This is a genomic window from Paenibacillus radicis (ex Gao et al. 2016) (assembly GCF_014641555.1).
In the GTDB taxonomy this organism is placed as follows: domain Bacteria; phylum Bacillota; class Bacilli; order Paenibacillales; family Paenibacillaceae; genus Pristimantibacillus; species Pristimantibacillus radicis.
Window position 1 is genome coordinate 45,942 of the sequence record NZ_BMHY01000020.1, and the last position, 23,495, is coordinate 69,436.

22 protein-coding genes are annotated in these 23,495 nt (G+C 45.9%); 20 read left to right on the forward strand and 2 right to left on the reverse strand.

Translation table 11 applies throughout. The annotated features are described in order from the left end of the window. The 8 genes from IEX98_RS27040 to IEX98_RS27075 form a co-directional block, all read left to right on the forward strand. The coding region (locus IEX98_RS27040) for a hypothetical protein (RefSeq protein WP_188892807.1) at positions 1-805 on the forward strand (805 nt) is incomplete at its 5' end. A gap of 270 nt (positions 806-1,075) precedes the next feature. After that, entirely contained in the window at positions 1,076-2,242 is a 1,167-nt protein-coding gene (locus tag IEX98_RS27045) for a hypothetical protein (RefSeq protein WP_188892808.1), read from the forward strand. A gap of 49 nt (positions 2,243-2,291) precedes the next feature. After that, positions 2,292-3,854: a stalk domain-containing protein gene (locus IEX98_RS27050; protein WP_229692419.1), complete on the forward strand. Its 1,563-nt coding sequence runs from the start codon at positions 2,292-2,294 to the stop codon at positions 3,852-3,854. Positions 3,855-4,118: 264 nt separating this feature from the next. Further along, positions 4,119-5,135 carry a hypothetical protein gene (locus IEX98_RS27055; RefSeq protein ID WP_188892809.1) on the forward strand — a complete coding sequence of 339 codons (1,017 nt, stop codon included), beginning with the start codon at positions 4,119-4,121 and terminating at the stop codon, positions 5,133-5,135. A 154-nt stretch (positions 5,136-5,289) separates the two neighbouring features. Further along, positions 5,290-6,102, forward strand: a complete 813-nt coding sequence (locus tag IEX98_RS27060; RefSeq protein ID WP_188892810.1) for a hypothetical protein — start codon at positions 5,290-5,292, stop codon at positions 6,100-6,102. A gap of 165 nt (positions 6,103-6,267) precedes the next feature. Beyond that, entirely contained in the window at positions 6,268-7,134 is an 867-nt protein-coding gene (locus IEX98_RS27065; protein WP_188892811.1) for a YwqG family protein, read from the forward strand. Between the two features lie 74 nt (positions 7,135-7,208). Further along, complete coding sequence (locus IEX98_RS27070) at positions 7,209-7,946, forward strand: Cthe_2314 family HEPN domain-containing protein (protein WP_188892812.1); 738 nt, start codon at positions 7,209-7,211, stop codon at positions 7,944-7,946. A gap of 37 nt (positions 7,947-7,983) precedes the next feature. Then, positions 7,984-8,511, forward strand: coding sequence for a DUF3267 domain-containing protein (locus tag IEX98_RS27075; protein WP_188892813.1), 528 nt, complete (start codon positions 7,984-7,986; stop codon positions 8,509-8,511). On the opposite strand, the gene IEX98_RS27080 is transcribed toward IEX98_RS27075, so the two are convergent. Then, positions 8,512-9,066 carry an SMI1/KNR4 family protein gene (locus IEX98_RS27080; RefSeq protein ID WP_188892814.1) on the reverse strand — a complete coding sequence of 185 codons (555 nt, stop codon included), beginning with the start codon at positions 9,064-9,066 and terminating at the stop codon, positions 8,512-8,514. Positions 9,067-9,170: 104 nt separating this feature from the next. Between IEX98_RS27080 and IEX98_RS27085 the strand changes: the two genes are divergently transcribed. The 8 genes from IEX98_RS27085 (at position 9,171) to IEX98_RS27120 (ending at position 17,507) form a co-directional block, all read left to right on the forward strand. After that, the gene (locus IEX98_RS27085; RefSeq protein WP_188892815.1) at positions 9,171-10,148 is read left to right on the forward strand and encodes a hypothetical protein; all 978 of its coding nucleotides are present in this window, start codon (positions 9,171-9,173) and stop codon (positions 10,146-10,148) included. A gap of 214 nt (positions 10,149-10,362) precedes the next feature. Next, complete coding sequence (locus IEX98_RS27090) at positions 10,363-10,710, forward strand: Na-translocating system protein MpsC family protein (RefSeq protein ID WP_155985748.1); 348 nt, start codon at positions 10,363-10,365, stop codon at positions 10,708-10,710. Between the two features lie 254 nt (positions 10,711-10,964). Continuing rightward, on the forward strand, positions 10,965-12,041 hold the full coding sequence (locus IEX98_RS27095) for an ABC transporter substrate-binding protein (RefSeq protein ID WP_188892816.1): 1,077 nt from the start codon (positions 10,965-10,967) through the stop codon (positions 12,039-12,041). A gap of 67 nt (positions 12,042-12,108) precedes the next feature. Beyond that, complete coding sequence (locus tag IEX98_RS27100; RefSeq protein WP_188892817.1) at positions 12,109-13,047, forward strand: nucleoside hydrolase; 939 nt, start codon at positions 12,109-12,111, stop codon at positions 13,045-13,047. A gap of 18 nt (positions 13,048-13,065) precedes the next feature. Further along, positions 13,066-13,887 carry an ABC transporter permease gene (locus IEX98_RS27105; RefSeq protein ID WP_188892818.1) on the forward strand — a complete coding sequence of 274 codons (822 nt, stop codon included), beginning with the start codon at positions 13,066-13,068 and terminating at the stop codon, positions 13,885-13,887. Between the two features lie 5 nt (positions 13,888-13,892). Then, positions 13,893-14,681, forward strand: a complete 789-nt coding sequence (locus IEX98_RS27110; protein WP_188892819.1) for an ABC transporter permease — start codon at positions 13,893-13,895, stop codon at positions 14,679-14,681. A 15-nt stretch (positions 14,682-14,696) separates the two neighbouring features. Further along, positions 14,697-15,758, forward strand: coding sequence for an ABC transporter ATP-binding protein (locus IEX98_RS27115; protein WP_188892820.1), 1,062 nt, complete (start codon positions 14,697-14,699; stop codon positions 15,756-15,758). A 27-nt stretch (positions 15,759-15,785) separates the two neighbouring features. Continuing rightward, complete coding sequence (locus IEX98_RS27120) at positions 15,786-17,507, forward strand: adenine deaminase (protein ID WP_188892821.1); 1,722 nt, start codon at positions 15,786-15,788, stop codon at positions 17,505-17,507. A 60-nt stretch (positions 17,508-17,567) separates the two neighbouring features. Here IEX98_RS27120 and IEX98_RS27125 read toward each other — a convergent pair whose 3' ends face one another. Further along, positions 17,568-19,469: a glycosyl hydrolase family 18 protein gene (locus IEX98_RS27125; protein ID WP_229692420.1), complete on the reverse strand. Its 1,902-nt coding sequence runs from the start codon at positions 19,467-19,469 to the stop codon at positions 17,568-17,570. 200 nt (positions 19,470-19,669) lie between these two features. Here IEX98_RS27125 and IEX98_RS27130 point away from each other — a divergent pair, with 200 nt between their 5' ends. The 4 genes from IEX98_RS27130 to IEX98_RS27145 all read left to right on the forward strand — a co-directional run bounded on the left by IEX98_RS27130 (position 19,670) and on the right by IEX98_RS27145 (position 23,446). Beyond that, on the forward strand, positions 19,670-20,374 hold the full coding sequence (locus IEX98_RS27130) for a methyltransferase domain-containing protein (protein WP_188892822.1): 705 nt from the start codon (positions 19,670-19,672) through the stop codon (positions 20,372-20,374). Continuing rightward, on the forward strand, positions 20,374-21,579 hold the full coding sequence (locus IEX98_RS27135; protein ID WP_188892823.1) for an NAD(P)/FAD-dependent oxidoreductase: 1,206 nt from the start codon (positions 20,374-20,376) through the stop codon (positions 21,577-21,579). Before IEX98_RS27130 ends, IEX98_RS27135 begins: the two co-directional genes overlap by 1 nt. A gap of 21 nt (positions 21,580-21,600) precedes the next feature. Beyond that, positions 21,601-22,134, forward strand: coding sequence for an SRPBCC family protein (locus IEX98_RS27140; protein ID WP_188892824.1), 534 nt, complete (start codon positions 21,601-21,603; stop codon positions 22,132-22,134). A gap of 79 nt (positions 22,135-22,213) precedes the next feature. Further along, positions 22,214-23,446 (forward strand): beta-ketoacyl-[acyl-carrier-protein] synthase family protein, encoded by a 1,233-nt coding sequence (locus IEX98_RS27145; protein ID WP_188892825.1) that lies wholly within the window; start codon positions 22,214-22,216, stop codon positions 23,444-23,446. The last annotated feature ends 49 nt before the right edge of the window (positions 23,447-23,495 follow it).

Here is a 23,495-nt window from a genome sequence, read left to right on the forward strand (position 1 = left end):
CATGAAAAAAGCCGCAATTATTCTGAGTGCATCAATCGTATTAGCTACATTTTCCGGGCAAGCTTGGGCTAACCAAGGTACAACTGCTTCAACACCTGCTGCTATAACGAAAGCAGACACCAACAATCCTTATTACGTTGCTGGCATTGACAACCCTGCAGAGTTCACGACTTATTATGCCAAACTACAGAAAGCAGTTAAGGATAATAAACCGGAAGAAGTAGCCAAGCTGGTATCTTACCCAATGAACCTGAACAAAGACGGCAAAACATTTGTGATTTCGAATAAGGATGAATTTATTAAGAAATACGATCGAATCTTCACTTCCCGTGTTCGCGAGCAGCTGCTGGCTCAAAAAGCCGATAAGGTATTTGTGAACTGGAAAGGAATTATGGTGGGAGAAGGGGACTTGTGGATTGGTAAGCTGGACAATAAACTAGGCGTTATTGCCGTTAATATCATTAACAATCCGTACGAAGCAGCAGGAATTAAAAACGCAATCGAATTTGAGCATTTCTTAAGCAAGCTTCAGAAGGACGTCTGCAAAGGCAATAAATCTGAAGTGGCCAACAGCATAGCGTTCCCATTGAAAGTGAATCATAACGGAAAAAGTATCGAAATCAAGTCCAAGAAAGAGTTTATTGCCAACTACAACAAGATCATGACGGCTAACATTAAGAAGAAGTTATTAGCTCAAAAAGCGGACAAAGTAGTCGTCAGTTGGAAAGGTGTTATGGTGGGCGACGGTGAACTGTGGATTGGACAGACCGGGGAACATATCAAAGTATTCGCACTAAATCAATAATTGGATTCTACAATATATGAATGGATTAAGGCCGCCTTAATTGAACTGCATCCCAATTGTTAGATACCATCTAACATTGGAGGTGCAGTTTTTTTCCTTTCAAGAGAATTTAACAGCAGCTTACATGAAAATATAGGAATATAGATCTCCTAATAATGAGTGGTAATTCTCTAGAAATATTTTTAAAATAAATATTAACATGAAAATTGGTGTAGTATATATATATGCGTATTATATAATTATTTACATCTTAGGAGGCCGTTTAAGGAAATGAATGCTAGGAAATTATTACTAGGTACATTGATTGTTGTATTGCTGCTATTACCCACACAAGTATTGGCACGCTCATGGACGAGTATGCCAGAAGCGGATTGGAGCTATACCGATCCTATTGTGGAGGAAGGATTCTATGACTATATTACCTCATCCAGTACATTAGTTCGTAACAGTAATTTATATTATTTCTCAAATAATAGATTACATATTGTCAATACAAATACAGGAAAACATAAGGCAACTATTGATTACTTGGGGAATTCCAATATGGGATATTCATTCTTCGGCCTGTATGCTCAAGTTGATAATAAAGGAAATGCCTATATGATGACCGCTACCAGAAATAGTTCCGGTATCGATGTGTATAAGCTTACTGCCTACAATGATGCGGGCAAGAAGCTGTGGGAAAAAGCATATAAAGAGAAAATTCGTGCTAACGCAGGCTTATTCGTATTAAACAATGGCAATATCGTAACTTACCTGGAGACCGCATCAGAAAAAATTGTTACCTATACGTATGATGCTAAAGGTCAATTAAAAGATAAAAGAGAATGGAAGAGCTTTATACTAGGCTATCATAACGGTTATATAGTCACCAGAAATATCATTGGCAAACAAGCCTCCCGATTTTCCTTCTATGATGATTCCATGAAATTAAAGTTCGCGCTTAATTTCAATCATGACGAGGGTTACTACGCAGGGATTACCCCGGAGGGCCTCGTTGTTTTCTACAAATATAATAGTGCAACGGGCAAAGCGACTTTTTTCACAAAAGATCAAACGGGCAAAAAAGTGTGGAGTAAGGAACTGGCAGGACAAGCGGGCCAGTCTACGTTTGATGATCAGTATCAGATTGGGGAAGGTACATTTACAAAGTTTGGTGTAAGGATAGGGAAGAAATTCTTCTTAATTGACCGAAAAGGTACGATGCAGCAGCTAACCTTTGGGGAATTTGAGTTTCAGACAGCGAGTGATCAGACCGTAATGCTGTATAACAATAAGAAACTAGAGATCTATAAAGCTTCCGATCTATCACTTTTACATTCCATTACATTGTCGGACGCGAACAAAATGGATAAATTTTTATATGCTGGCGCAGGTATTGTCTATCGAATCGATGAAAAAAATGTGATTTCTAAAATAAATGTTGCTAAAGCATGAAATAGAGATACGGCTAATTAGAGGAGAGTTTAAATTGGGAGGAATTTATATGCAAAAATTTGGAATGATAGCTCTAATACTTTCAGTAACATTATTTCTAACGTTAGGTGTAGGCGGAAAAGTAAATGCGGCTGAAGGTGTATATCAAGTTTATGTGGATGGAAAACTAGCAGCACCTAAGACTATCGCTAAAGACAATGTTACGTTTGTCCCATACAAAGACATTATGAAAGCCATGGGATTTCAAATCTCTTACGATAGTGCTACTAAGACGATTGTTGCTAGCAAAAGAGATACACACATTGTGTATAAGGGTGGTGATAATAAAGCCTTCGTGAACGGGAAATCAAAGACAATGTCTAAAAATCCGATATCCGCAGATGGAACAAATTATGTTCCGCTGCGTTTTTTGACAGAGTCAACAGGCTATAAGATTACAAAAATTGATGGTAATACTCATATTATATATGTAAATGATCCATTCTCGGATTCATCAGGTGGGGGTACAATCCCGGTAACTACAAAGCCACCAGTATCTTCGAATATAATCCTTCCATACCCGACTAACAACTTAACGACAGAAATTAGCACAAAGAAAATTACGGAAATAAATGATAGTAAGGTAGCAATGGTCATTATGGACACCGCGCAAGGCAGCGCTGTTAGCTTAGGCGACGGCGTGTTTGTTACCAACTACCATGTTATCGAAGGACAGAAAAATGGCTATCTATTGGATATTAAGGGTAACAAGTACCCGATAGGCGGGGTTATATCCGCAAATAAAGCAGCCGACCTTGCCCTTATTAAACTCAGTAGTAAAACGACAGCATGGTCTTCAGGGGAAATAGGGAATCCAAAAGAGCTGGTAAAAGGAGATAAAGTTGTCGCAATAGGAAGTCCGAAAGGCATACAGAATACGGTTTCTGAAGGTGTAATCAGTAATATCATTACAACAGCAGGTGTGGGTTATATTCAAATTAGCGTTCCAATTGATCACGGCAGCTCCGGAGGCGGGTTGTTTAATGATAAAGGACAATTAGTAGGGATCACAAGCATGGGCAGGGATGATAGTAATGCTAATTTAAATTACGCAGTATCTATAATTGGAGCCCTCCCGATGATTCAAGAGATTTCGGGGAAAGAGTTTAATAATATTACGACTTCACCGTTATCGTCATATCCTGCGAGTTCCGATACTAATGGAAGCATAGAAAATGATGAGTTAGGCGATATCCTAGCGGGTATACTTGATAAGTCCATGACGAGTATTCCTGGTAACATCCCTTTAGAAGACAATTGGGATTATTTTGTGGATGAGGACGGAACCATTGTTTTGTTTAATCGGGTGGATGTTGATGGCTATCAATCCTATTCTAAAAGTTTCTCTTATACTAAAAGCACATACCAATCTTGGGCGGATGGATTAGGCAAAATCTTTTACGATAAATTCCCTGATAAGGACATAAATATTATGATATATGTTGAGGGTTTTAGTAGAACGTATCCGACCGGATTTGCACCTTCAGAGATCACTGCTGTAGACGGAGGATACGAGGTAACACATATCTTCATATTTATTATCTCAGGTGGAAAAGCAATCGTTCGGCAATAGTTAGCGCTGGTAGATAGATGTTCCATGGAGAAGCACTTTTTTTGCAGGCATTTGCCTCCATTAGAGTGCTTTTTTATTCGTTTTTTACCGGAGTTGCTTGACAATGTTAAACAAAGGAATATCGTGTATAGTATTCCTTGACCGCGATTTTAAGTCTTGCCTTTAATAATTATAGAGCAGATCTTATATTGTTGAAGAAAACAGCTATTATTGTAATAATAGAATTATTATTGTTTAAGTTATATACTGCGGAGGTGTAATTGTTTGAAAACTTCATTTCGGTTGTATCGTAAAAATGCCTCCTTTTTCGACCTTATTGACGGAGATAATGAAACAAAACAGACTAAAGGATTAGCCTATTTATTCTCGGAATTTCCAGAATTAATCGTTCACTTTATTCTACATATACCCGGATGTCCCAGATTAAAAGACATTGATTATGTTCAGGTGGATGCAGAATTAGTTTCTACTGGTTCTATGCCAATTCGGCGTGATATTACGTTGACATTTGTTAAAGGACGCATCAAAAAATTTGCTTTGATTATTGAAGCGAAAAGCATTAAAGTCACTGCGCAGTATCAGGCTATTGAGGCACAGTTATCTTCTTATCTGGATCGACAATACTTTCCTATGGATGAGGGGGTTCCTAAAATAGGAATTACACTAACAAAAAATAGAGTAATGCATAAACCGGAAATGAAATTTATAAGTATGACATGGTTCGAACTCATTGGTATTTTAGTTTCTTTTTTGCGAAAACATAGTATGCCAGAGTATCGAATCATCAATGAATATATTGATTTTTTGCGGGGAGTCGATAAAGAAATGCATTATTATGAGATTGAGGTCCTTTCCGTTGCAGCAGGCAAAACCTATGAACTCACTAAGATCCATGGGATTCACGCTTGTCCTGACAGTAACATCTATAAAACCCCTATATATATTACATTTCGAATGGCTGGTGGAGGGGAAATGGAGTATCTGTACAAGATAAGGGATATCGTAGTTTTCGATCCGACAATGCCTTCGTTATCACTAATGTTAGAGGGACTTGATCCTGAATTTGCAATGCGAATCAAAGGATACGTGTCAGATCGATCCACTGGAGCATTTGGTTTCGAGAAAGATGAACCATATCGATTTTACTATTTAGATGTTCAAAATGCTATCCATTTACCTCACCATCCGAAACCAGAAAAAAATAATACGGGCCCCAGATATTACTCAATTGCCTCTTGTATTAAAGGAGAGAAAATCATACAAGTTGTAAGCAAAGAATAATGTATTAATATTTCTAACTGCTTTAGCAACCTCTAATTACCCACAGTAACGCAGCACCATCCACTAAAAAGACCCTCAACATACATTCGAAATACACCTGGTGGACACATCTAAATTATATACTCTGAGTATAAATTGACTTGGAGGTAACAACATGACAAACATCAGTGTGAAAAAAGCCGCAATTATTTTGAGTGCATCAATCGTTCTCGCTACATTTTCCGGGCAAGCTTGGGCTAACCAAGGTACAACTGCTGCAGCACCTGCTGCTATAACGAAAGCAGACATTAAGAATCCTTATTACGTTGCTGGCATTGACGACCCTGCAGAATTCACGACTTATTACGCCAAACTACAGAAAGCCGTAAAGGATAATAAACCGGAAGAAGTAGCCAAGCTGATCTCCTACCCGATGAATTTGAACAAAGACAACAAAACTTATGCAATTTCGAATAAGGATGAATTTATTAAGAAATATGATCGAATCTTCACTTCCCGTGTTCGCGAGCAGCTGCTGGCTCAAAAGGCAGATAAGGTTTTCGTGAATTGGAAAGGTATTATGGTGGGAGAAGGGGACTTGTGGATCGGTAAACAGGACAACAAGCTCGGTGTTATTGCTGTTAATGTCATTAACAATCCTTATGAAGCCGCCGGTATCAAAAATGCAATTGAATTTGAACATTTCCTAAACAAGCTTCAGAAGGACGTCAGTAAAGGCAATAAATCTGAAGTGGCTATTAGCATAGCGTTCCCATTGACAGTGAATCATAACGGACTCGAAATCAAAAGCAAGAAAGAGTTTATGGCTAAATACGACAAAATCATGACTGCTAAAATTAAGAAAAAGCTTTTAGCTCAAAAAGCAGATAAAGTAGTCGTCAATTGGAAAGGTGTTATGGTTGGTAACGGCGAAATCTGGATTGGGCAGATCGGAGAACAAATCAAAGTTTTCGCTTTAAACCAGTAATTAATCATTTACAATAACAACATTCTTCGATTGAGCCGCCTAATTGGGCGGCTTTTTTACATCTCGTTAGCTAGGGGCGTGAATAATGGCAGGAATTCTCTGGAAAAATGTCGAAACAAACATTATAGCTAACCAATTAATTTATTTATTGTGGAGGGAAATGAAATGAGTGCACAGGAAATTCTCGATTTGCTTGAACAATCAGGATTGGAACAATATAAAACGTCATTCGCTCAATGGATATTTCCAACGGCACAATTAATACTGGAGCCGAAGTCAGATGAACTACTTCAAATAGGCGAGAGCAAAGTTGGAGGGGACCCTGATCTTCTGGAAGAGGTGGAGTGGCCAAAATGGAAAGGCTATGATATGACCTTTATTGCTCAAATTAATTTGGCGGAATGTCCAACCAATCTGTCGCTTCCATCCGCCGGTTTGCTTTCATTTTTTTATGGCGTTGAGGGAATGTATGAGGACCCGGATTTTTATGGTGATCCGCATACTAGTCGTGTTATCTATACGAGTCCTGATCAGCTCGAGTACATAGTCCGTAGGAGCTCTCCTGGTACGTTAAATGCAGCAGGAGCGATGATGAAACCTAACAGTATTTCATTTATACCGAATTTATCTGTTCCAGCGGCTGAATCAGCCTATTTGGAGAGTGTAGGATTGGGTTGGAATGGAGAACGGGAGGATTTCGATAAGTATTGGGAGATTTTTTTACCGAAAACAGAAAAGTTGTGGCAACGAGAGGGATACATTAACCGTTTTATGGGACATCCGGATCCCGTTCAAGGAGATATGCAAAGAAGTTGTGAAATCGCATATGGTTCCTATACTGATGATGAATTGGACAAGACTGAGTTTATAAATTCCGCAATAAAGTGGCGGCTGCTCTTGCAAATTGACTCTGAAGAAGAGAAGACAGGCATCATGTGGGGCGATGTTGGCCGGATCTATTATTGGATTCATGAAGATGATCTGGCACAGCTCCGCTTTGATCGAGTATTTTGCGAGATGCAGTGCTGCTAAAAGTGAAGAATAATTTGATTAAATGTAATGTTTTAATGAAATCTGTAATTACATGAGATTGGAGGAAGAACTGATTGCTGGTTGATTATCTAAGTTACCCTTCTGGCGAGGAATGGAGAAAAATTGCAGGTGAAATCAGTCTTAACAAATTATCAGTGGAGATAAATTTTCCTAGTCCTACGAAAGCAATTGATTTGATTGTTTCTCAAGAGCGCAAGGATTGGCTCATGCTGTTCAACAATAGACTAGGTGAGGTTAGGCAAACTTATATATTTCTAACTCATTATTATAATATGGGCATTCCAGATGATAATTGGCATAAGTCACCTGGAGATAATGGGGAGTCTATTCAGTATTACACTGAGTTTGAAGATAAGCATTACTATATAAAGCATATGTATGACTACTATGCTGATATTTTATATTTTAAGTTTATCTCAGCTTGGGATACTTTATCTCATTTCTATAATGTTTATTACGAATTTAAAATTTCTATTAAGTATATATCTAGATACAAAGTGTTAGATAGAATTGAGAAAATAAATCCTGATTTATATGAATGTATAAGAGGTGTACAGGACTCAGAAGCATTCAATAAATTTATAGAACAACGAAACGATATTACTCATAACTTTTCGCCAAGCCAAATTGATTCTGGAATAAAGCGTTATAATAACGGGTCAGCCGCTTTTAGTATTGGTAAATACACTACAACAAGAGAGCGGCAAAACAATATTGTTGAAGTTATAAAAATGACGATTAAGTTTTTAGATGAAATCAAAATCATATTTGAGAGACACACAGTCAAGTAATCCTGAACTGTTGTTGGCAGGGAAGAGGAGGTTAGTCATGATACTATGGTTCCGCCATCTACCAGAGGCGGATCTGGATATAATGGAATGGAAACCTTTCATCTCTAACGATTGGTTTCGCCATCATTTTATGAAGTTTGTCTATCTTCTGATGGCTGTTTCTTTTCTAGCGCCGAGCTGGCTAGGGGAGAATCTTGCGCTCACAAACTTCCCGCTAATCCCAATCATCTTAGTTATATTTATTGTACATGAAGCCCTTCATATAGTAGTAATAAAAAATAAAGGCGATATTAGCTTAACGTTTAGAGGCATATTTTTTTGGATGAATACGAATGCGATTCTATCAAAAATGAGATTTTGGATCTTTATGAGCTTGCCTTTCATCGCTTTATCCGTTGTTCCGCTGATCATTTCATTTTTTGTATCAGGCGATATCAAATCACTTCTGTTATTTATTAGCTGGGTTAATCTCATCATCTCTTCATCTGATATCATCAATTCCGTCTTAATTCTAATAAAGCCGAATAAAACGGTTTATTGCAGAGGCTACTATAGAGAGCTCTAACTACCCGTGCAGCTCCTCATCCGCAGAGGTAGTCCCAAGGCATAATTCCACGAACGAATCTGCAATCTGTATACAATCCTCATAACCGAGATTGCCGGAAGACGCCACCAGAATCGGATATTCCCCGTCATCCCGATCACTACGCATATCCCAAACATAGTGATTGCCGCACCCGTCCATGGCGAATGGCACCGCGTCCGGCATATATTCCGGGAATTCATACGCGAGCATCATGGATCGTAGCTCCTCTGCGCTGAAGAATTGAAAGTGGCGGTCGCCATTCCCAAACTCTCCGCCATTGGAATAGCGAAGAAATTCAAGATAGCTGGCAGGCAGCGCCTTCTGTGGAATCGACCATAACGATGGATCAAATGGCGTGTACCTTCCATACAGCGGATCGTTAACAGGAAAAGGATTGCGCTGCCGGCTGACGATTTCCTGTATCTCCAAGTCGTTCATCGGCTTATGCCAGCTATTCTGGAATTGCTCCAGCTCAGCGTTCTCCAGACCCGGAAGCATTTCATATTTTTTATCAAATAAAGTGTCCCAATTCATAAGTAATTGCTCCTATTCTTGTCGGCTATTAATATACGTTAAGATTAATAGAAGCGAGACGTTATTGCAAAACAATTGGTTCACCGGAAAGGAAGGGGATTCAGATGATCGGAATGAAACGTCACACATGGAGTGAATTGACCAGTGAAGAGAAGGAAGCCGCAATGCACGGGCTTATTAGAGAGCTGCCCAATGGCTTTGTGTACCAAGGGCTCAACACCTTTCAGCGTTATGGAGTCACCAATGAAACGGGGATTTTCACATATAAAGAATCAGAATTTGTCTTTGTACCTGGCGATCAGGTCACTTTGGGTTGGGAAAGCTGGGAACATGGCATGGATGATGCCACCCGGGAAGACCTGCTCGAATCAATTAGCGAGTATGATGTCGAGGATACAGACCAATTTCTTCGCGACCAGATGTCACCGGTAAGACAAGCCGCTATTGGAGCTATGCTCGTGGAGCGAGCCGCTCGTTCAGTCGGCTGGCAGCAGGTTCCGCTGCAGGACCTGCCATTGCTTGGCGACCTGGAGGTAGAGGAAGAGCTGGCGAAATTCCGTACTACTACTTATAGCGAATATGAGCGCTCTCAGCATTTTCGTCTCGTTCGGCAAGATGAGGAAATTATTCTTTATTTGTTCAACGAAGATCTGACCAGTGAGCAAGTAATAGCCAACATACATCATGAAGGATTTGGCATCCTTACGGAAGAGGAATGGGAATATAGCTATGGCGGCGGCTGCCGGACTTTGTTTCCGTGGGGTGACAGCTTCCATTATAATATGAAGTTTAAACACTTTGAGGAGTTAGTTGAGGAAGACGGCTCCAGAGAATACGATCTGTGCCTGCCGAATGCCTTTGGCTTACTATTTTCCGGAGATCCTTATCAGTATGAATGGACGACTCGTGAAGGGCAGCTTATGCCTAAAGGGGGAGACGGGGGCAATTTGATCTGCGGCGGATCGGGAATTCTGGTCGGTTATTTGCCAGTGGCCGCCTATTATCGTGACCCTTACAGTCAGGAGCTGGAGTGGGAAGACGTGGTTGGGGATTTGCGCTATAGAAGAATTGTTCGGTTATAGCATGATAATCCGATCGTTTTTATAATAATTCTTGATACTCTGAATGTGTAACCTTACATCCTTCGTTAATTAAGTCGTTTCTGGGCGAAAAAAATGATTTTTTTTGCTTTTTTTCATCTGAAAACCGAACTATCTCTTGATTTATTAGAAATTCTTATGTACGATATGAATACTAGTTTTATTAATGTTTTATTTTATTTCAGAAGGTGATCTCATGCCCCTGATCGACTCTAACGAGAACAGGAAGAAGCTCAGTCACATTTACAATGAGGTTGCCAAAGAGCTATTCGGGTTTGGCACGACGATGCTGAAGGTGTCCATGAATCATCAGATGATAACGATCCAAGCCAAGCATCGCAGGTCGCCGCGTTCCTCTGCGTTAGAGGGAGAGGTTCCATCCTTGAAGCATGAGGTGGATTACCATATGTCCTCCATCTACAAGAAGAAAGTTCGCGAGAGGCTGGAGCAGGAGCTGGGACTGGACATTGAGGCGGTTTTAAGGGACTATGATCCTACGACTCAATGGGCAATAACGAATGTCATACTGGTTGAAACCGAATAGGTCATCGGAGTTTCTCTTTTGATTTATCTTAAGAGAGAACCGAATAGGTTAGACGGATGTCTCTTTATGTTGTTTACAACGAAAAGTGCTCTTGTTTAGAAGATTTCTTTCTATTACAAGTGTGCTTTTTTTTATGGAATTTTTTTGCGAAAGTGTATAGTTTAGAGGCCCGCACCAATAATAAGCAGGCTAGTTCATTAGGGTTTAAAGATTGACCATCATAGAGCATGACCATTAGGGGAGGAAGAAAACGGATGAGACACAAATGGGTAAAGGGCTTGGCAGTATTAACAATAGCAGGACTGATAGCTACGGGATGCAGTAGTAAAAGCAATGAACCAAACGGTGCGGGAAATACACCGGCAAAAGGTGATCCGACAAAGCTGGTTATCTCGACTTGGGGTTTTTCGGCTGACTTCTTTAATAAGGAAGTGTATGCGCCATTCGAAAAGGAGCACAACGTTAAAATCGTTGTCGAGGATGGGAACAACGCCGATCGTCTCAATAAAGTGAAAACAGGCGGCTCTTCCGTCGATTTGATCTATCTTTCCGATTATTATGCACAGCAAGGAATTGAAGCAGGCCTGTTCGAGAAAATCGACCGCAGCCGCATTCCGAACTTGAACGATATTTATGATGTAGCCAAAGCTCCGCTGGGCGAGGATTACGGTCCTGCTTATACGATTGGACAATTGGGAATTGCTTATAACTCCAAAGAAGTAGGCAAAGAGTTGACTTCATGGAAGGATCTGTGGAGCCCTGAACTGGCAGGCAAGATTACATTGCCTAATATTACGTCAACTTCTGGCCCGATGATTCTCGATGCAGCTTCGATCGCAGCTGGTAATGCTACTTTTAATGAAGATCAGGCGATGGCTAAGCTGAAAGAGCTGAACCCGTCGGTCGTGAAATACTACAGCAAAACTTCGGAATTCGTGAACATGTACTCCCAAGGGGAGATTGTTGCTGGCCCGATCATGGAAATGTATGTGAAGGACTTGAAGGAAGCTGTGCCTGATACGAAATTCTTGGCGCCAAAAGAAGGCGGCTATGCGATTATGAATACGGTCAATATCGTAAAAGGCAGCAAGAACAAAGAACTGGCGGAAGACTTCATCAACTGGCACCTGAGCAAAGAGATTCAAGAGAAGTCTGCTAAGGCTAAGATCGATTCCCCAGTTAATACAACATTGAATTTGACAGCTGAAGAAGCTGAAGGCATTACGTATGGTGCGGAAACGATTAATAAGCTGCACATGCTGGATATGAAGAACGTAAACGCAAACTTGAAAAACTGGATCGATCGGTTCAGCCGTGAAGTTACGCAATAAGAGGAAGCAATAGGGAGACAAGAGTATTCATACTCTTGTCTCGTTTCCTGAATGGGAGGGGAACGAGATGAACAAGAAGGTTATTCTTGATGTAGATACTGGGGTGGATGATGCATTAGGCATTCTGCTGGCTGTTCAGAGCGGCAAGCTGGATATTCTCGGAATCACAACGGTGAACGGCAATGTTTCTTTGGAACAAGCCACGGTCAATACATGCAAAGTTCTGCAGCTGGCCGGAGCAGAGCATATTCCAGTCATTCAGGGTGCGGACAAACCAATTCTTCGCAGCAGTTATTTCGAGCATCGGGTGCATGGGAAGGATGGACTCGGCGGGGCACTAAGCGACATGTCTGTTCATAAGCAAGCGGAGGAAGGCCATGCGGTTGATTTCATCATCGACCAGGTTCGCAAGCATCCGGGTGAGGTTACGCTGGTCATGACGGCTCCGTTAACCAATCTGGCTCTTGCCGTTATGAAATATCCCGAACTGGTTCAGCAAGTGAAAGAGGTTGTTGTAATGGGCGGGGTTGTTCAAGGCTTCGGCAATGTAACGCCAACGGCTGAGTACAACATATATGTAGATCCGGAAGCGGCCAAGCTCGTATTCAAAGCCGGATTCTCTTCACTAACGCTCGTCAGTCTGGATGTCACCCGCAAGGCGCTGCTTACGGAAGCGCATATCGATTCCATGGGCGATTCACCGCTGGCGAATTACGTAAGAGAGAGCACCGCAGATTACATGCAGCGTTATCAAGAGCGTAACGGGGTTCGGGCATGTGCGATGCATGACCCGCTTGCAGTTGCCGTAGCACTGAATCCGGAACTGGTCGTCACCAAGCATCATTTTGTAGATGTAGAAACCCGCAGCGAGCTGTGCGATGGCCAAACCGTATGTGATTTTCAAAACCGGTTATTGCAACAGCCGAACGTTCATGTGTGCCTGAATGTGGCGGCAGAGGAATTCCTCGAACTTTTCATCCGCACATTGCGCGGCGAGCGAAATTAAGAACAGGAGAACCGTGACATGAAGAAATCATATTTGACTTTATTGCTTCTGCCAGGACTGGTGTTCTTGGCTGCCTTCATGGTGATACCGATACTCCTGACGGTAGGCTCGACCTTTTATCATGAGGGCCGGTTCACAGTTGAAGGTTATCTTTACTTTTTCAAAGACCCTTACTTTCTGAAAATCCTATGGACAACCTTGCGCGTCAGCTTGGTGACCACTGCAATATGCATGCTGCTCGGATTTCCAACAGCGTACTTTATTTCTCAGCAAAGTCCTAGAAAAAAGGCGCTATTGCTCGCACTTGCGATCTTCCCGCTGCTAACCAGCTCGGTCGTTCGGTCGTTCAGCTGGACGATTATTTTAGGGAAAAAGGGTTTGCTGAACAACATGCTCCTGTCCGTTGGTCTTATTCAGGAGCCGCTTAACATTTTATATACACCGACAGCGATGATGATCGGCCTCATTCATTTGTTTTTGCCGCTGATTATTATTACATTGGTTGGTGTTATGGAAAATATCGATACAGACTTGGTCAAAGCGGCGGAAAGCTTGGGGGCCAACCGATTCGCAGCATTCTGCAGGGTTGTTATTCCGCTCAGCGTGCCAGGGCTCATTATTGGCGGTATTCTCGTATTCGTGGGCAGCCTTACGGCCTATACGACTCCGGCATTGCTGGGTGGCAAGCAGCAGGTCATTTCAACGTTTCTGTATCAGAATGCCATTACGCTGAATGACTGGTACTTGGCTTCTGTCGTTGCCACGATCATGATGGTGATCACGTTTGTAATCATTATGATCATGAACATGTTGGCTAATAAATTAAATCCGAAGGGGTAGAAGACATGCGGCAAAAAAACCGTGGACTCGGCCTGTTCACATTTTTCATTTATTTGTTTTTGCTTGGGCCGCTGGTGATTATTGCTTTCGCGTCGTTTGAGCCGGGAAGTGCAATGAAATTTCCGCCCCAAGGTTTTTCTTTAAAGTGGTACCAGAATATTTTCGAAGTGTCGATGTTTAAAACGTCTTTCATCACTTCCATTCTCGTGTCACTGGCAGGTAACTTGCTGGCGCTGCTGCTGGGGCTCCCGGCCGCTTATGCCTTAAGCCGGTTTCAATTCCGCGGCAAGGCTGCATTGAACGCGATCTTTATCTCGCCGGTACTTATACCGGGAATCGTACTCGGCTTTACGATGCTGAAGTATGTAATCATCACCTATAATCTCCCGGTCTATAGCGCGCTGCTGATTGGACATACCGTCATCATGCTGCCTTTCATAATTCGGGTTATCGCTTCCAGCTTGGCTAACTTCGACTTTGCAGTGGAGGAGGCTTCGTTAAGCCTCGGCGCAGGCAGATTGAAGACGTTCTTTACCGTCGTCTTGCCGAATATTAAATCCGGTATTATTGCCGCCGTGCTTATCGCTTTCCTGGAGTCGTTCAACAACGTGGACATTTCCGTGTTCATGACCGGCCCGGGCATCAGCACGTTCCCGATTCAGATGCTGCTTTATGTCGAGAACAATTTCGACCCGACAATTGCAGCGATTTCCGTATTGCTTATGCTGTTTACAGCGGTGCTGATGTTTATTATTGAGCGCCTGATGGGGTTATCTTACTTTACCAAACGATAATGGAGGCTTGCGTCCATGGCCATGCTAACTTTAGAAAATATAGCGGTATCCTACGATCAACAATATATTTTGAAAGACTTCAATCTGTCCGTAGAGAAGGGGAGTCTCATCTCACTTCTCGGTCCAAGCGGCTGCGGCAAAACGACGACACTTCGTCTGATTGCCGGTTTTCTGGATGCCAAAGAGGGTAAGTTTGCTCTGAACGGCAAAGATTACACGCGTGTTCCCGTCAACAAGCGCAACTTTGGTTTTGTGTTCCAGAGCTATGCCCTATTTCCGCACTTGTCGGTCTATGATAACGTGGCGTTTGGTCTTCGCCTGCGGAAGGTCAATAAAGCGGATGTCGACCGCCGTGTCCGCAGAATGCTGGACATCGTCAATTTGTCAGGCTTCGAGCAGCGGTTTCCCAAGGAGCTCTCCGGCGGCCAAAGACAACGTGTCGCTATAGCGCGCGCCCTTGTTATTGAGCCAGACCTGCTGCTGTTTGACGAGCCGCTTAGTAACTTGGATGCCAATCTCCGTGTCAATATGAGGGTGGAAATCCGCCGGATTCAGCAGGAGCTGGGCATTACGACGGTCTACGTTTCTCACGACCAAGAGGAATGCTTCTCGATTTCGGATCAAGTCGCTGTTATGAATAAGGGCATTATTGAGCAGTTGGATAAGCCGTCAACGATCTTCAAATATCCGAAAACCGAATTCGTAGCACGTTTCATCGGGTTCAACAATTTTATCACCTTCGACAGCAGACAAGAGAATGGCAATGTGATTGAGCTGCAGACGAAAGGCCGTACTTTCCGTGCTCTCCATGGTGAGGGACGCGGCGAGCAAAAAGGGTTGAAAGGCGCCATTCGTCCGGATGACCTGAAGCTGGGTACGCAGGAGGAACTGGGTGTAGATTTTAATTTGCTTCCTGGCAAGGTGAAGGTAAGCACTTATCTCGGACGAAGCTACCAGTATGTGATCGAGACGGAGCTTGGGGAATTTACTGTCAATAAAGAAATGGAACAACCTTATATTAGCGGTCAAGAGGTGCTGGTGCACTTTCCGATAGAGAAATTGATCGTAGTGGAATAGCTTAGCTTATTTGGAGGTGCAGACAACATGCGTGCAGATCAATTCATCGAAAACGTCCAGATATTCAACAGTTATTTCAAACGGTTTGAGAACGGAAATGCAGCTGTACTGGATGGAAAATTTATATATATCGGCAAATTAGGGGCAGAAAACTTCGAAGCTGCGGAAATCGTAGACGGGCAAGGGCGTTATATGGTACCGGGTCTTATCGATATTCATCTTCATATCGAAAGCTCGATGATTACGCCGAAGGCGTTCTCTCATGCTTTGATTCAAAACGGGGTAACGACGATTGTACCAGAGCCTCATGAAATGGCCAACGTGTTCGGTCTGGAAGGCGTTAAGGAAATGATTAAGGCGAGTCAGGATTGTGTAGCGGACATGTTCTACGCCATTCCGAGCTCAGTTCCTGCAACATCGATGGAGACGACAGGCGGATCTATCGAGATCGAGGACATTGATGAGCTGCTGCGTACGGAGCGCATCATCTGTCTAGGGGAAATCATGAACTATGTGGATGTGATAACGGACCCGGATTGCAAGACGAATCAGATTCTGAAGCATATCACGGCCAACTATCCACATTTGATCATCGAGGGCCATGTACCGAAGCTGTTGGATTTGGATCTGCATCAGATGATCGTAAGCGGTGTTGATTCCGACCATACCCATCAAACCATTGAGGGAATGGAAGCTAGAATTAGCGCGGGCATGTTCATTGAGCTGCAGGAGAAATCAATGACACCTGAAGTGATCGATTACTTGATTCAGCATGATGTATCGGAGCATTTCTGCTTCGTAACTGATGATGTAATGCCGGATTCGTTCCAGCGTCGCGGTCATCTTAACCATATCGTGCGCAAAGCGATCAAGATGGGCTTGGAGCCGGAAAAGGCGATCTATGCCAGCACATTTACTCCGGCGAAAAGAATGCGTATGCATGACCGCGGTGTTATTGCACCCGGTAAAATCGCTGACTTTGTCTTGCTGGCCGATTTGCAGGAGCTGACTGTCAGCCAAGTCTTCAAGAGCGGCCGTAAAGTATATGATACGAACGAGGCTTATGAGCCAGCGGCAAGCGAGCGGGCGTTCCCGCAGCACTTCTACGAAAGTGTGAAGCTGAGCGCATTAAGCGAAGCTGATTTTCAAGTATCCTCTGCCGAGGCCGACGGGAAGTATACCGGCCGGGTCATGATGGTGAAGGACGGATCGACCTTCATTGAGGAGCACCATGCGGAAGTTGAGGTGCAGGGCGGACAATTGCTATGGCAGGAAAGCGGCTGTGGACTTATTGCAACGTTCGAGCGTTACGGAAAAAACGGCAATCGCGCCTATGGCTTGATTAGCGGGGATACAATCCGCCGCGGAGCAGTGGCGACGACCTATTCGCATGATAATCACAATCTGCTGGTCGTTGGTCATAATCCCGTCGATATGATGCTCGCAGCCAATGAGGTCATTGCCAATCAGGGCGGTTTCTGTGCGGTGGAGGATGGAGAAATTCTCGCCAGCCTCAGGCTGCCGATCGGCGGCATTCTGACGGAGGAGCCGCTTGAGCAAACGGCACAGGAGGTTGAACGGCTGCTGAATGCGATGAAAGCTTTAGGTTATCGTCATTATAATCCGATTATGTCGATCAGCACGCATTCCCTAGCTGTAAGCCCAGCGCTAAAAATTACCGATTATGGCCTAATCGACGTCAATAAAGGCAAGGTTATTCCTTTGCTGATTGGACAGGCACACAGCTGATAAAAACAATCCCCGGTTTCCATCTAATGATGGGAACCGGGGATTTTTGCGGTTTATTAGTTAGGACTGATTGCGAAGCATCATTGTCCACAGATCTGAACTCTCGTAGCCGAGACGCCATGCGCCAATGCCGGCCAGATCGTATTTTTTCGCGATGTCGATTCGGGCTTGTACCGTTGCAGTCGTTTCCGCCCAGAACAGGTACGTAAAGCCGTCCTTCACATACGAATATTTCGTTAAACCAGACTCCGGGTCAGCCGTGCCTGTGGCACCGGTGTCGGTGATCAGCTTCGGAACATCCTTCATGTAGATTGCACGGTTGCTGACCAGCTTGCCGCTGCTATCCAGCTTCCATTCCCTTACGTAGAACGGAATGCCAAGCATCAGTTTGTCACGCGGAATGCCGTAAGACAGAAACTGCTGGACGCCTTCCTCGACCCACTTCAGACCGGCAACCGGACCAGGGGAGGGGCTCGTGCTCCAGAATTGATCGTAAGCCATAATGATGATCGTATCGACAATCGTCGCTAGAGCGGCATGATCATAGGCGGTCAGATGATTCCAGCTGGCGCTGCCGCGAGGCAGGTCGATGGATATCTTCATTCCTTTATCATGCACGGCTTTGGCCAGCGCTTTGACGAAAGCGGTATAGGCCGCGCGATCCGTTCCGGCCACTTCCTCGAAGTCGAGGTTAAGACCGTAGACGCCAAGCGCAGAGAGCCGATCGACGAGGCGGGTAATGAAAGCTTGCTGCGCTTTCGTGTCCGCTAGAAAAGCTGTCGTCATCTTCTTGTCGAACTGGTTGTGCAAGAGCGGCATAACAAGAATGCCTTTGTCCTTCAGCGTCGAAACGACGAAAGGATCGGAATTATCCTTCAGCGTGCCGTCGGCAGCGCCAAGCTCGAACCAGGTTGGCGAGTCGATGTTAAGCCCTTGCGTATTGGCAACATGCCCTAATATAACCGAGGTGCTGGAGCTTCCGTTCCAGCCCAGGTAGACAAGTGCTTTCGTATTGCTCCAAAGCTTGCGTTCGTCCGGATTGCGGACGGAGCTGTTGGAGTAGCCTTTGGCATAAGCCAGTGCAGATTTCAGCGTATGGAAGCTTTTCAGCTTCTTATCGCCTTGATAGACGGTCAAGTAAGCGGTGTTCGTCCACCAGACTGCGCCTTGGAAGGAAATTTCCGAGTTGGCATAGTAGGTCGCGAATTGAATCGCTTTGTCCAAGCTCACAAACGCCTTGATTGGCTTACCGCTTTGCGAGACGGAGTAGGCCGGAACATTGGAGTGAACAGTTTTGCCCGTCTTCGTATTGACGACGACGCTGCCTTCAATGGAAGAGGCGGCCTTGATTGCATCGTATAAAAAAGGATAGGACTTCGACTGCTCAGCAGTCTCGCCATTGACGGAGATTTCATAAACCGCACTCCCTTGGCGGAGCTTTGTTTTCTGAGCAGCGGTCAAGTTATCCCACACCCACGCATTGGTTGAGAGCTCCATCACATGGGAGCCGGTCCACTTGGCAGCTTCTTTCTTCGCTGCTGCTAGCGTCGTAAATCCCCAGCTATCCTTCGTATTATCGCCTTGGTAAAGCTGATATTTGGCATAGGATTGATAGACCCAGCCTGGTTTCTCCAAATCTCGGATATGTACGCCAGTCAGCTTGGAGGCGGCTGCTAAGGCTTGCTCATAAGTGCGGAATTCCCATTTGGTATTGGATTTGCTGCCTTGATAGATTTTGTATCGCGGGAAGTTGTCCCAAATCCACGTACGGCCGGTAATCGCCTCGACATGACTGTATTCGAATCCGCTCGCATAGGCGATCGCCTGCTTCTCGGTGGCGAATTCTTTCAAAGCCTTGTCGTTCTGATAGACGCGATACTTCGTCATTGCGGCAACGGATGGGCTGGCTGCGTTTGCCGCTGAAGCGGTTAAGGTATAGGCGGCGAACAGAAGCAGCACCATCGCTGTCATTCTCCTCATCAACACTTGCTTTCATCACTCTCCTCTCAGTACTCCTATTAATAGACGCGCTAGATTCGCAGAGGTTGCGGCGAATGCTGTCGATTTGACCCGGTGTAAATAATTCCAGCGAAAGTCCGGCAAAGGCGGATAAAAAAAGTGGAAAACAATAACAATAAACAAAACGAGAAGGAGGCTGCCTTGTGAATCGGCTTATGACAAAGGAGTGGCTGGATGACGATGCAGGAGATCAACGTGTCGCGCCGGAGGAGCTGGAGTTCAGCTTGGGCGAGGTTTGGGATGTCAACCGGTATTTGGGCGGCAATCCCGCATTATTCAATCATTTGGACCGGCTGCTGCTCCGCGTCGGACGGAAGGAAGATATAACGGTACTGGATGTTGCGACAGGGCTTGCAGATATTCCGCTGGCATTAGCAGACCGTTGCCGGAAAAAAGGTTTTACCGTCTCCATTGTTGGTGTCGATATGCATCCCGATATCGTGAAGCTGGCGGAGCGAAGGACAGCGGAGGAAACAGCAGTGCAAGTATGCCAAGCGGACGGCACGGCGCTGCCCTATGCCGATAAAAGCTTTGATATCGCGTTCAGCAACTTGGCTCTTCATCATATGGACGATGAGGCAGCGGTCAAGCTGCTCAAGGAAATGGACCGCGTCTCGAGAATCGGCTGGGTCATTACCGATCTCGAACGTCATACAGTGGCGTATGCAGCAGCCAAGCTGCTGGCACGGTATGTCTGGCAAAGCCCTGTCACGAAACATGATGGTCCGTTGTCCGTTCAGCGCTCCTTCACAGCGGGAGAGGCTAAAGCTTTAATTACGCGGGCGGGTGTCGAAGCCTCGGTTAGACGACATTTTCCATTTCGTCTCGCGCTTGTAGGAGAGAGCTGATGTCCAGCGAGGCATTGGAACGTAAATATGATGTTGTTGTTGCCGGCGCGGGGCCGGCGGGAAGCGTGCTCTCCAGGCTTCTTGCGCTGCAAGGCGCGAAAGTGCTGATGGTAGACGCAGCGCCTTTCCCCAGACGCAAGCCTTGCGGCGAATCGCTTAATCCGGGTGCCGTTCAGACGCTGAGCCGGTTGTACGACGGGCGGCAGGCAGATGAATGGCTTCATGAAGCGTCTATTCCGCATTCGGTGCTGACCGGCTGGCAGTTGAACAGCGCGGCTTCCGGCTCGGGTCGGATGACCACGTTGGCTGCCTCGTTCGGAGATAATCGTTACGGCATCGGCTGCAAGCGAGAGCTGCTCGACGGTTGGCTGATTGAGCAGGCGTATCGTGCGGGCGTCGTCTTTGAGGAGAAGACGAAGGCGGAGCGTCTGATCTGGGAAAATGGAAGGCTGACTGGCGTTGAAGTTCGCCGAACGAGCGATCAGCGGCCGCAACTAGTGCGAACGCAAATGGTCGCGGGGGCAGACGGCATTCGGTCCGCTGTCGCACGGAGCGCAGATCTTAGCCGCTTCGGCAAGCTGCGAAAAGCAGCATTAACGGCAAGATTGAACGGCATCGAAGGCTTGAGCGGCAAAGTGGAGCTCTATGTAAGCGGAGACCGTGTTATTGGACTTGCGCCAATTGGCGGTGGACAAGCCAACATGACGGTTGCGCTCAGAGGGCGCAAAGCGATGGAAGGTGCCGCAGCCGGAAAGTCCGCCTATATGATGAGCGAGGCAAGGCAGTGGGAGGCGTTGAAGGAGAGATTCCATCATGCCGAAATCGAAGGTGAGGTGCTTGCCTGCGGCCCCTTCGAGCGTATCGTCCGCTCTGCCGCGCTCGAGGGCATGGTACTGGTCGGCGATGCGGCCGGCTATTACGATCCGATGACAGGTCAAGGCATTTACCGGGCTTTAAGGAGTGCGGAGCTTGCGGCCCCGGCGTTAATGGATGCGCTCCAGACAGGCAGCCATCGCTCCTTGCAGTGGTATAACCGGCAGAGGTTAACGGAATTTGCCGGATCGCTTCGGCTGCAGAAGCTCATCGAGCAAGCAAGCCGGCATGAGCGGCTGTGGAGAGCCGGCTTGCGGGTAATTGGCGCTTCGGAAGCGTTGACAAACCGACTCGTTGCAGCCATCGGCGACAGCCGTCCTGTACACAGATAGTAGAGGAAGGAGGGAAAACCATTGTATACGTATAACGAAGTGACGATGAATTGTTCAGCGGAAACGGCATTCCGCTATGCGCGGGAAGTGGAGCGTTGGCCGGAGCTGCTGTCGCATTACCGCAGAACCTCATTTGAGCAAGGCGGCAGCGACACCGGCGGAAAAGTAGAAATGGCGGCATACCGGTTGTTCAAACCGTTGAAATGGCCGGTATGGTGGACTAGCGATATGGAAATCGATGAGGCGAAGCAAGTTGTCCAGTACAAGCATATTAAGGGCGTGACACGGAATATGGAGGTGGAGTGGCGGTTGGAGCCGGTGGCGGAAGATGCTGTTAAAGTTTCTATCATCCACCGCTGGTATAGTCCGCCGTTCGGCCGCCGAATGCTGGCTGGCATCATTTGCGATATGTTCGTCCACGCCATCGCAGACCGAACGCTCCAAGGCTTGAAGCAGCATGCAGAGCAAGAGCAGTTGGAGAAGCAGGAGAAGCAAGAACAGCAGGAGCAAGTAAGGCAAGCAGGGAGAGAATCGTTGCAAGTATTAAGAGTGTAATAAACCGAAAAAGTGCAAAACGAAATAGCGAAGAAATTTCCAAGCGTAAGGTTTTGAACGATACAAGGAGGAATTACGCATGAGTCCTATAAAAGCAGTAATTACTGGCATCGGATGTGTCACCCCAATCGGTATTGGCGTTCAGTCGCTATGGGAAGGGGTGCAGAAGGGAACGAGCGCGGTCAAAGCGATTGACCGTTTCACGCCAGAAGGGCTTCGCAGCCGAATTGCCGCTCAAATCGACGGTTTCCATGCAGAGGATTACATGGACAAGAAGAGAGCGCATCGCATGGATCGCTATTCGCAGCTAGCCGTTGCAGGAGGAAGGCTAGCCCTGCAAGACGCGGGGTTGCGTGCGGACAGTGTCGAGGCTGAGCGGGCCGGGATCTTTATGGGCAGCGCTTTAGGCGGAATCGCGTACGCCGAGGAGCAATGCGGACAATATTTCAACGGCGGGTTCCGTTCCGTATCTCCGACGTTGGGCTTTTCCGTATTTGGGGGAGCGGCATCCTGCAATCTTGCAATGGAGTTCGGCTTTCAAGGACCTAACGAGACCAATGCAATGTCCTGCGCTTCCGGTGCTGTCGCCATTGGACGAGCCATGCAGGCTATACAGCGAGGCGAAGCTGATGTGATGCTGGCTGGAGGCTCGGAAGCGCCGCTAGCTCCGCTTTCCTTCGGTGCATTCGATATGCTGCGAGCGATGTCGACGCGCAATGAATTGCCGTCGGGGGCAAGCCGTCCATTTGACCGCAATCGCGACGGTTTTGTAATGGGGGAGGGCTCGGCGGTACTCGTAATTGAGGCCGAGCATCATGCTAAAGCTCGGGGAGCCGTCATTTACGGTGAAGCGGCAGGTTTCGGGCTGACCAATGACGCCCATCATATGAGCGCGCCGCTGCCAAGCGGCATGCAAGCGGCGAGGGCGCTAAGACAAGCGCTTGCTGCAGCCGATTTGTCGCCAGACGATATCGATTACGTCAATGCCCATGGATCTTCTACTTTGCTCAATGACGTGACAGAATCGAAGGTCATACGCGATGTATTTGGCAGCCGTCCCGTAGCCGTCAGCGGAACAAAAGGACTGTACGGCCATCCGCTGGGCGCATCCGGCGCCATCGAGGCTGCAATTACTTTATTATCTCTGCGGAACGAATGGCTGCCGCCAACAACAAATTTGGACGAGCCCGATCCGGCAGCTGACATCGATCTCGTTTCCAGATATGCTCGCGAGACGCGAGCGAATGCCGCGGTGTCGAATTCATACGGCTTTGGCGGCGTCAATGCAGTGCTCGCATTTCGCAGAGCCTAACGGTCGTCCGAACATACCCGATCTAACAGAAAGAGGGCATTCGCTTGGC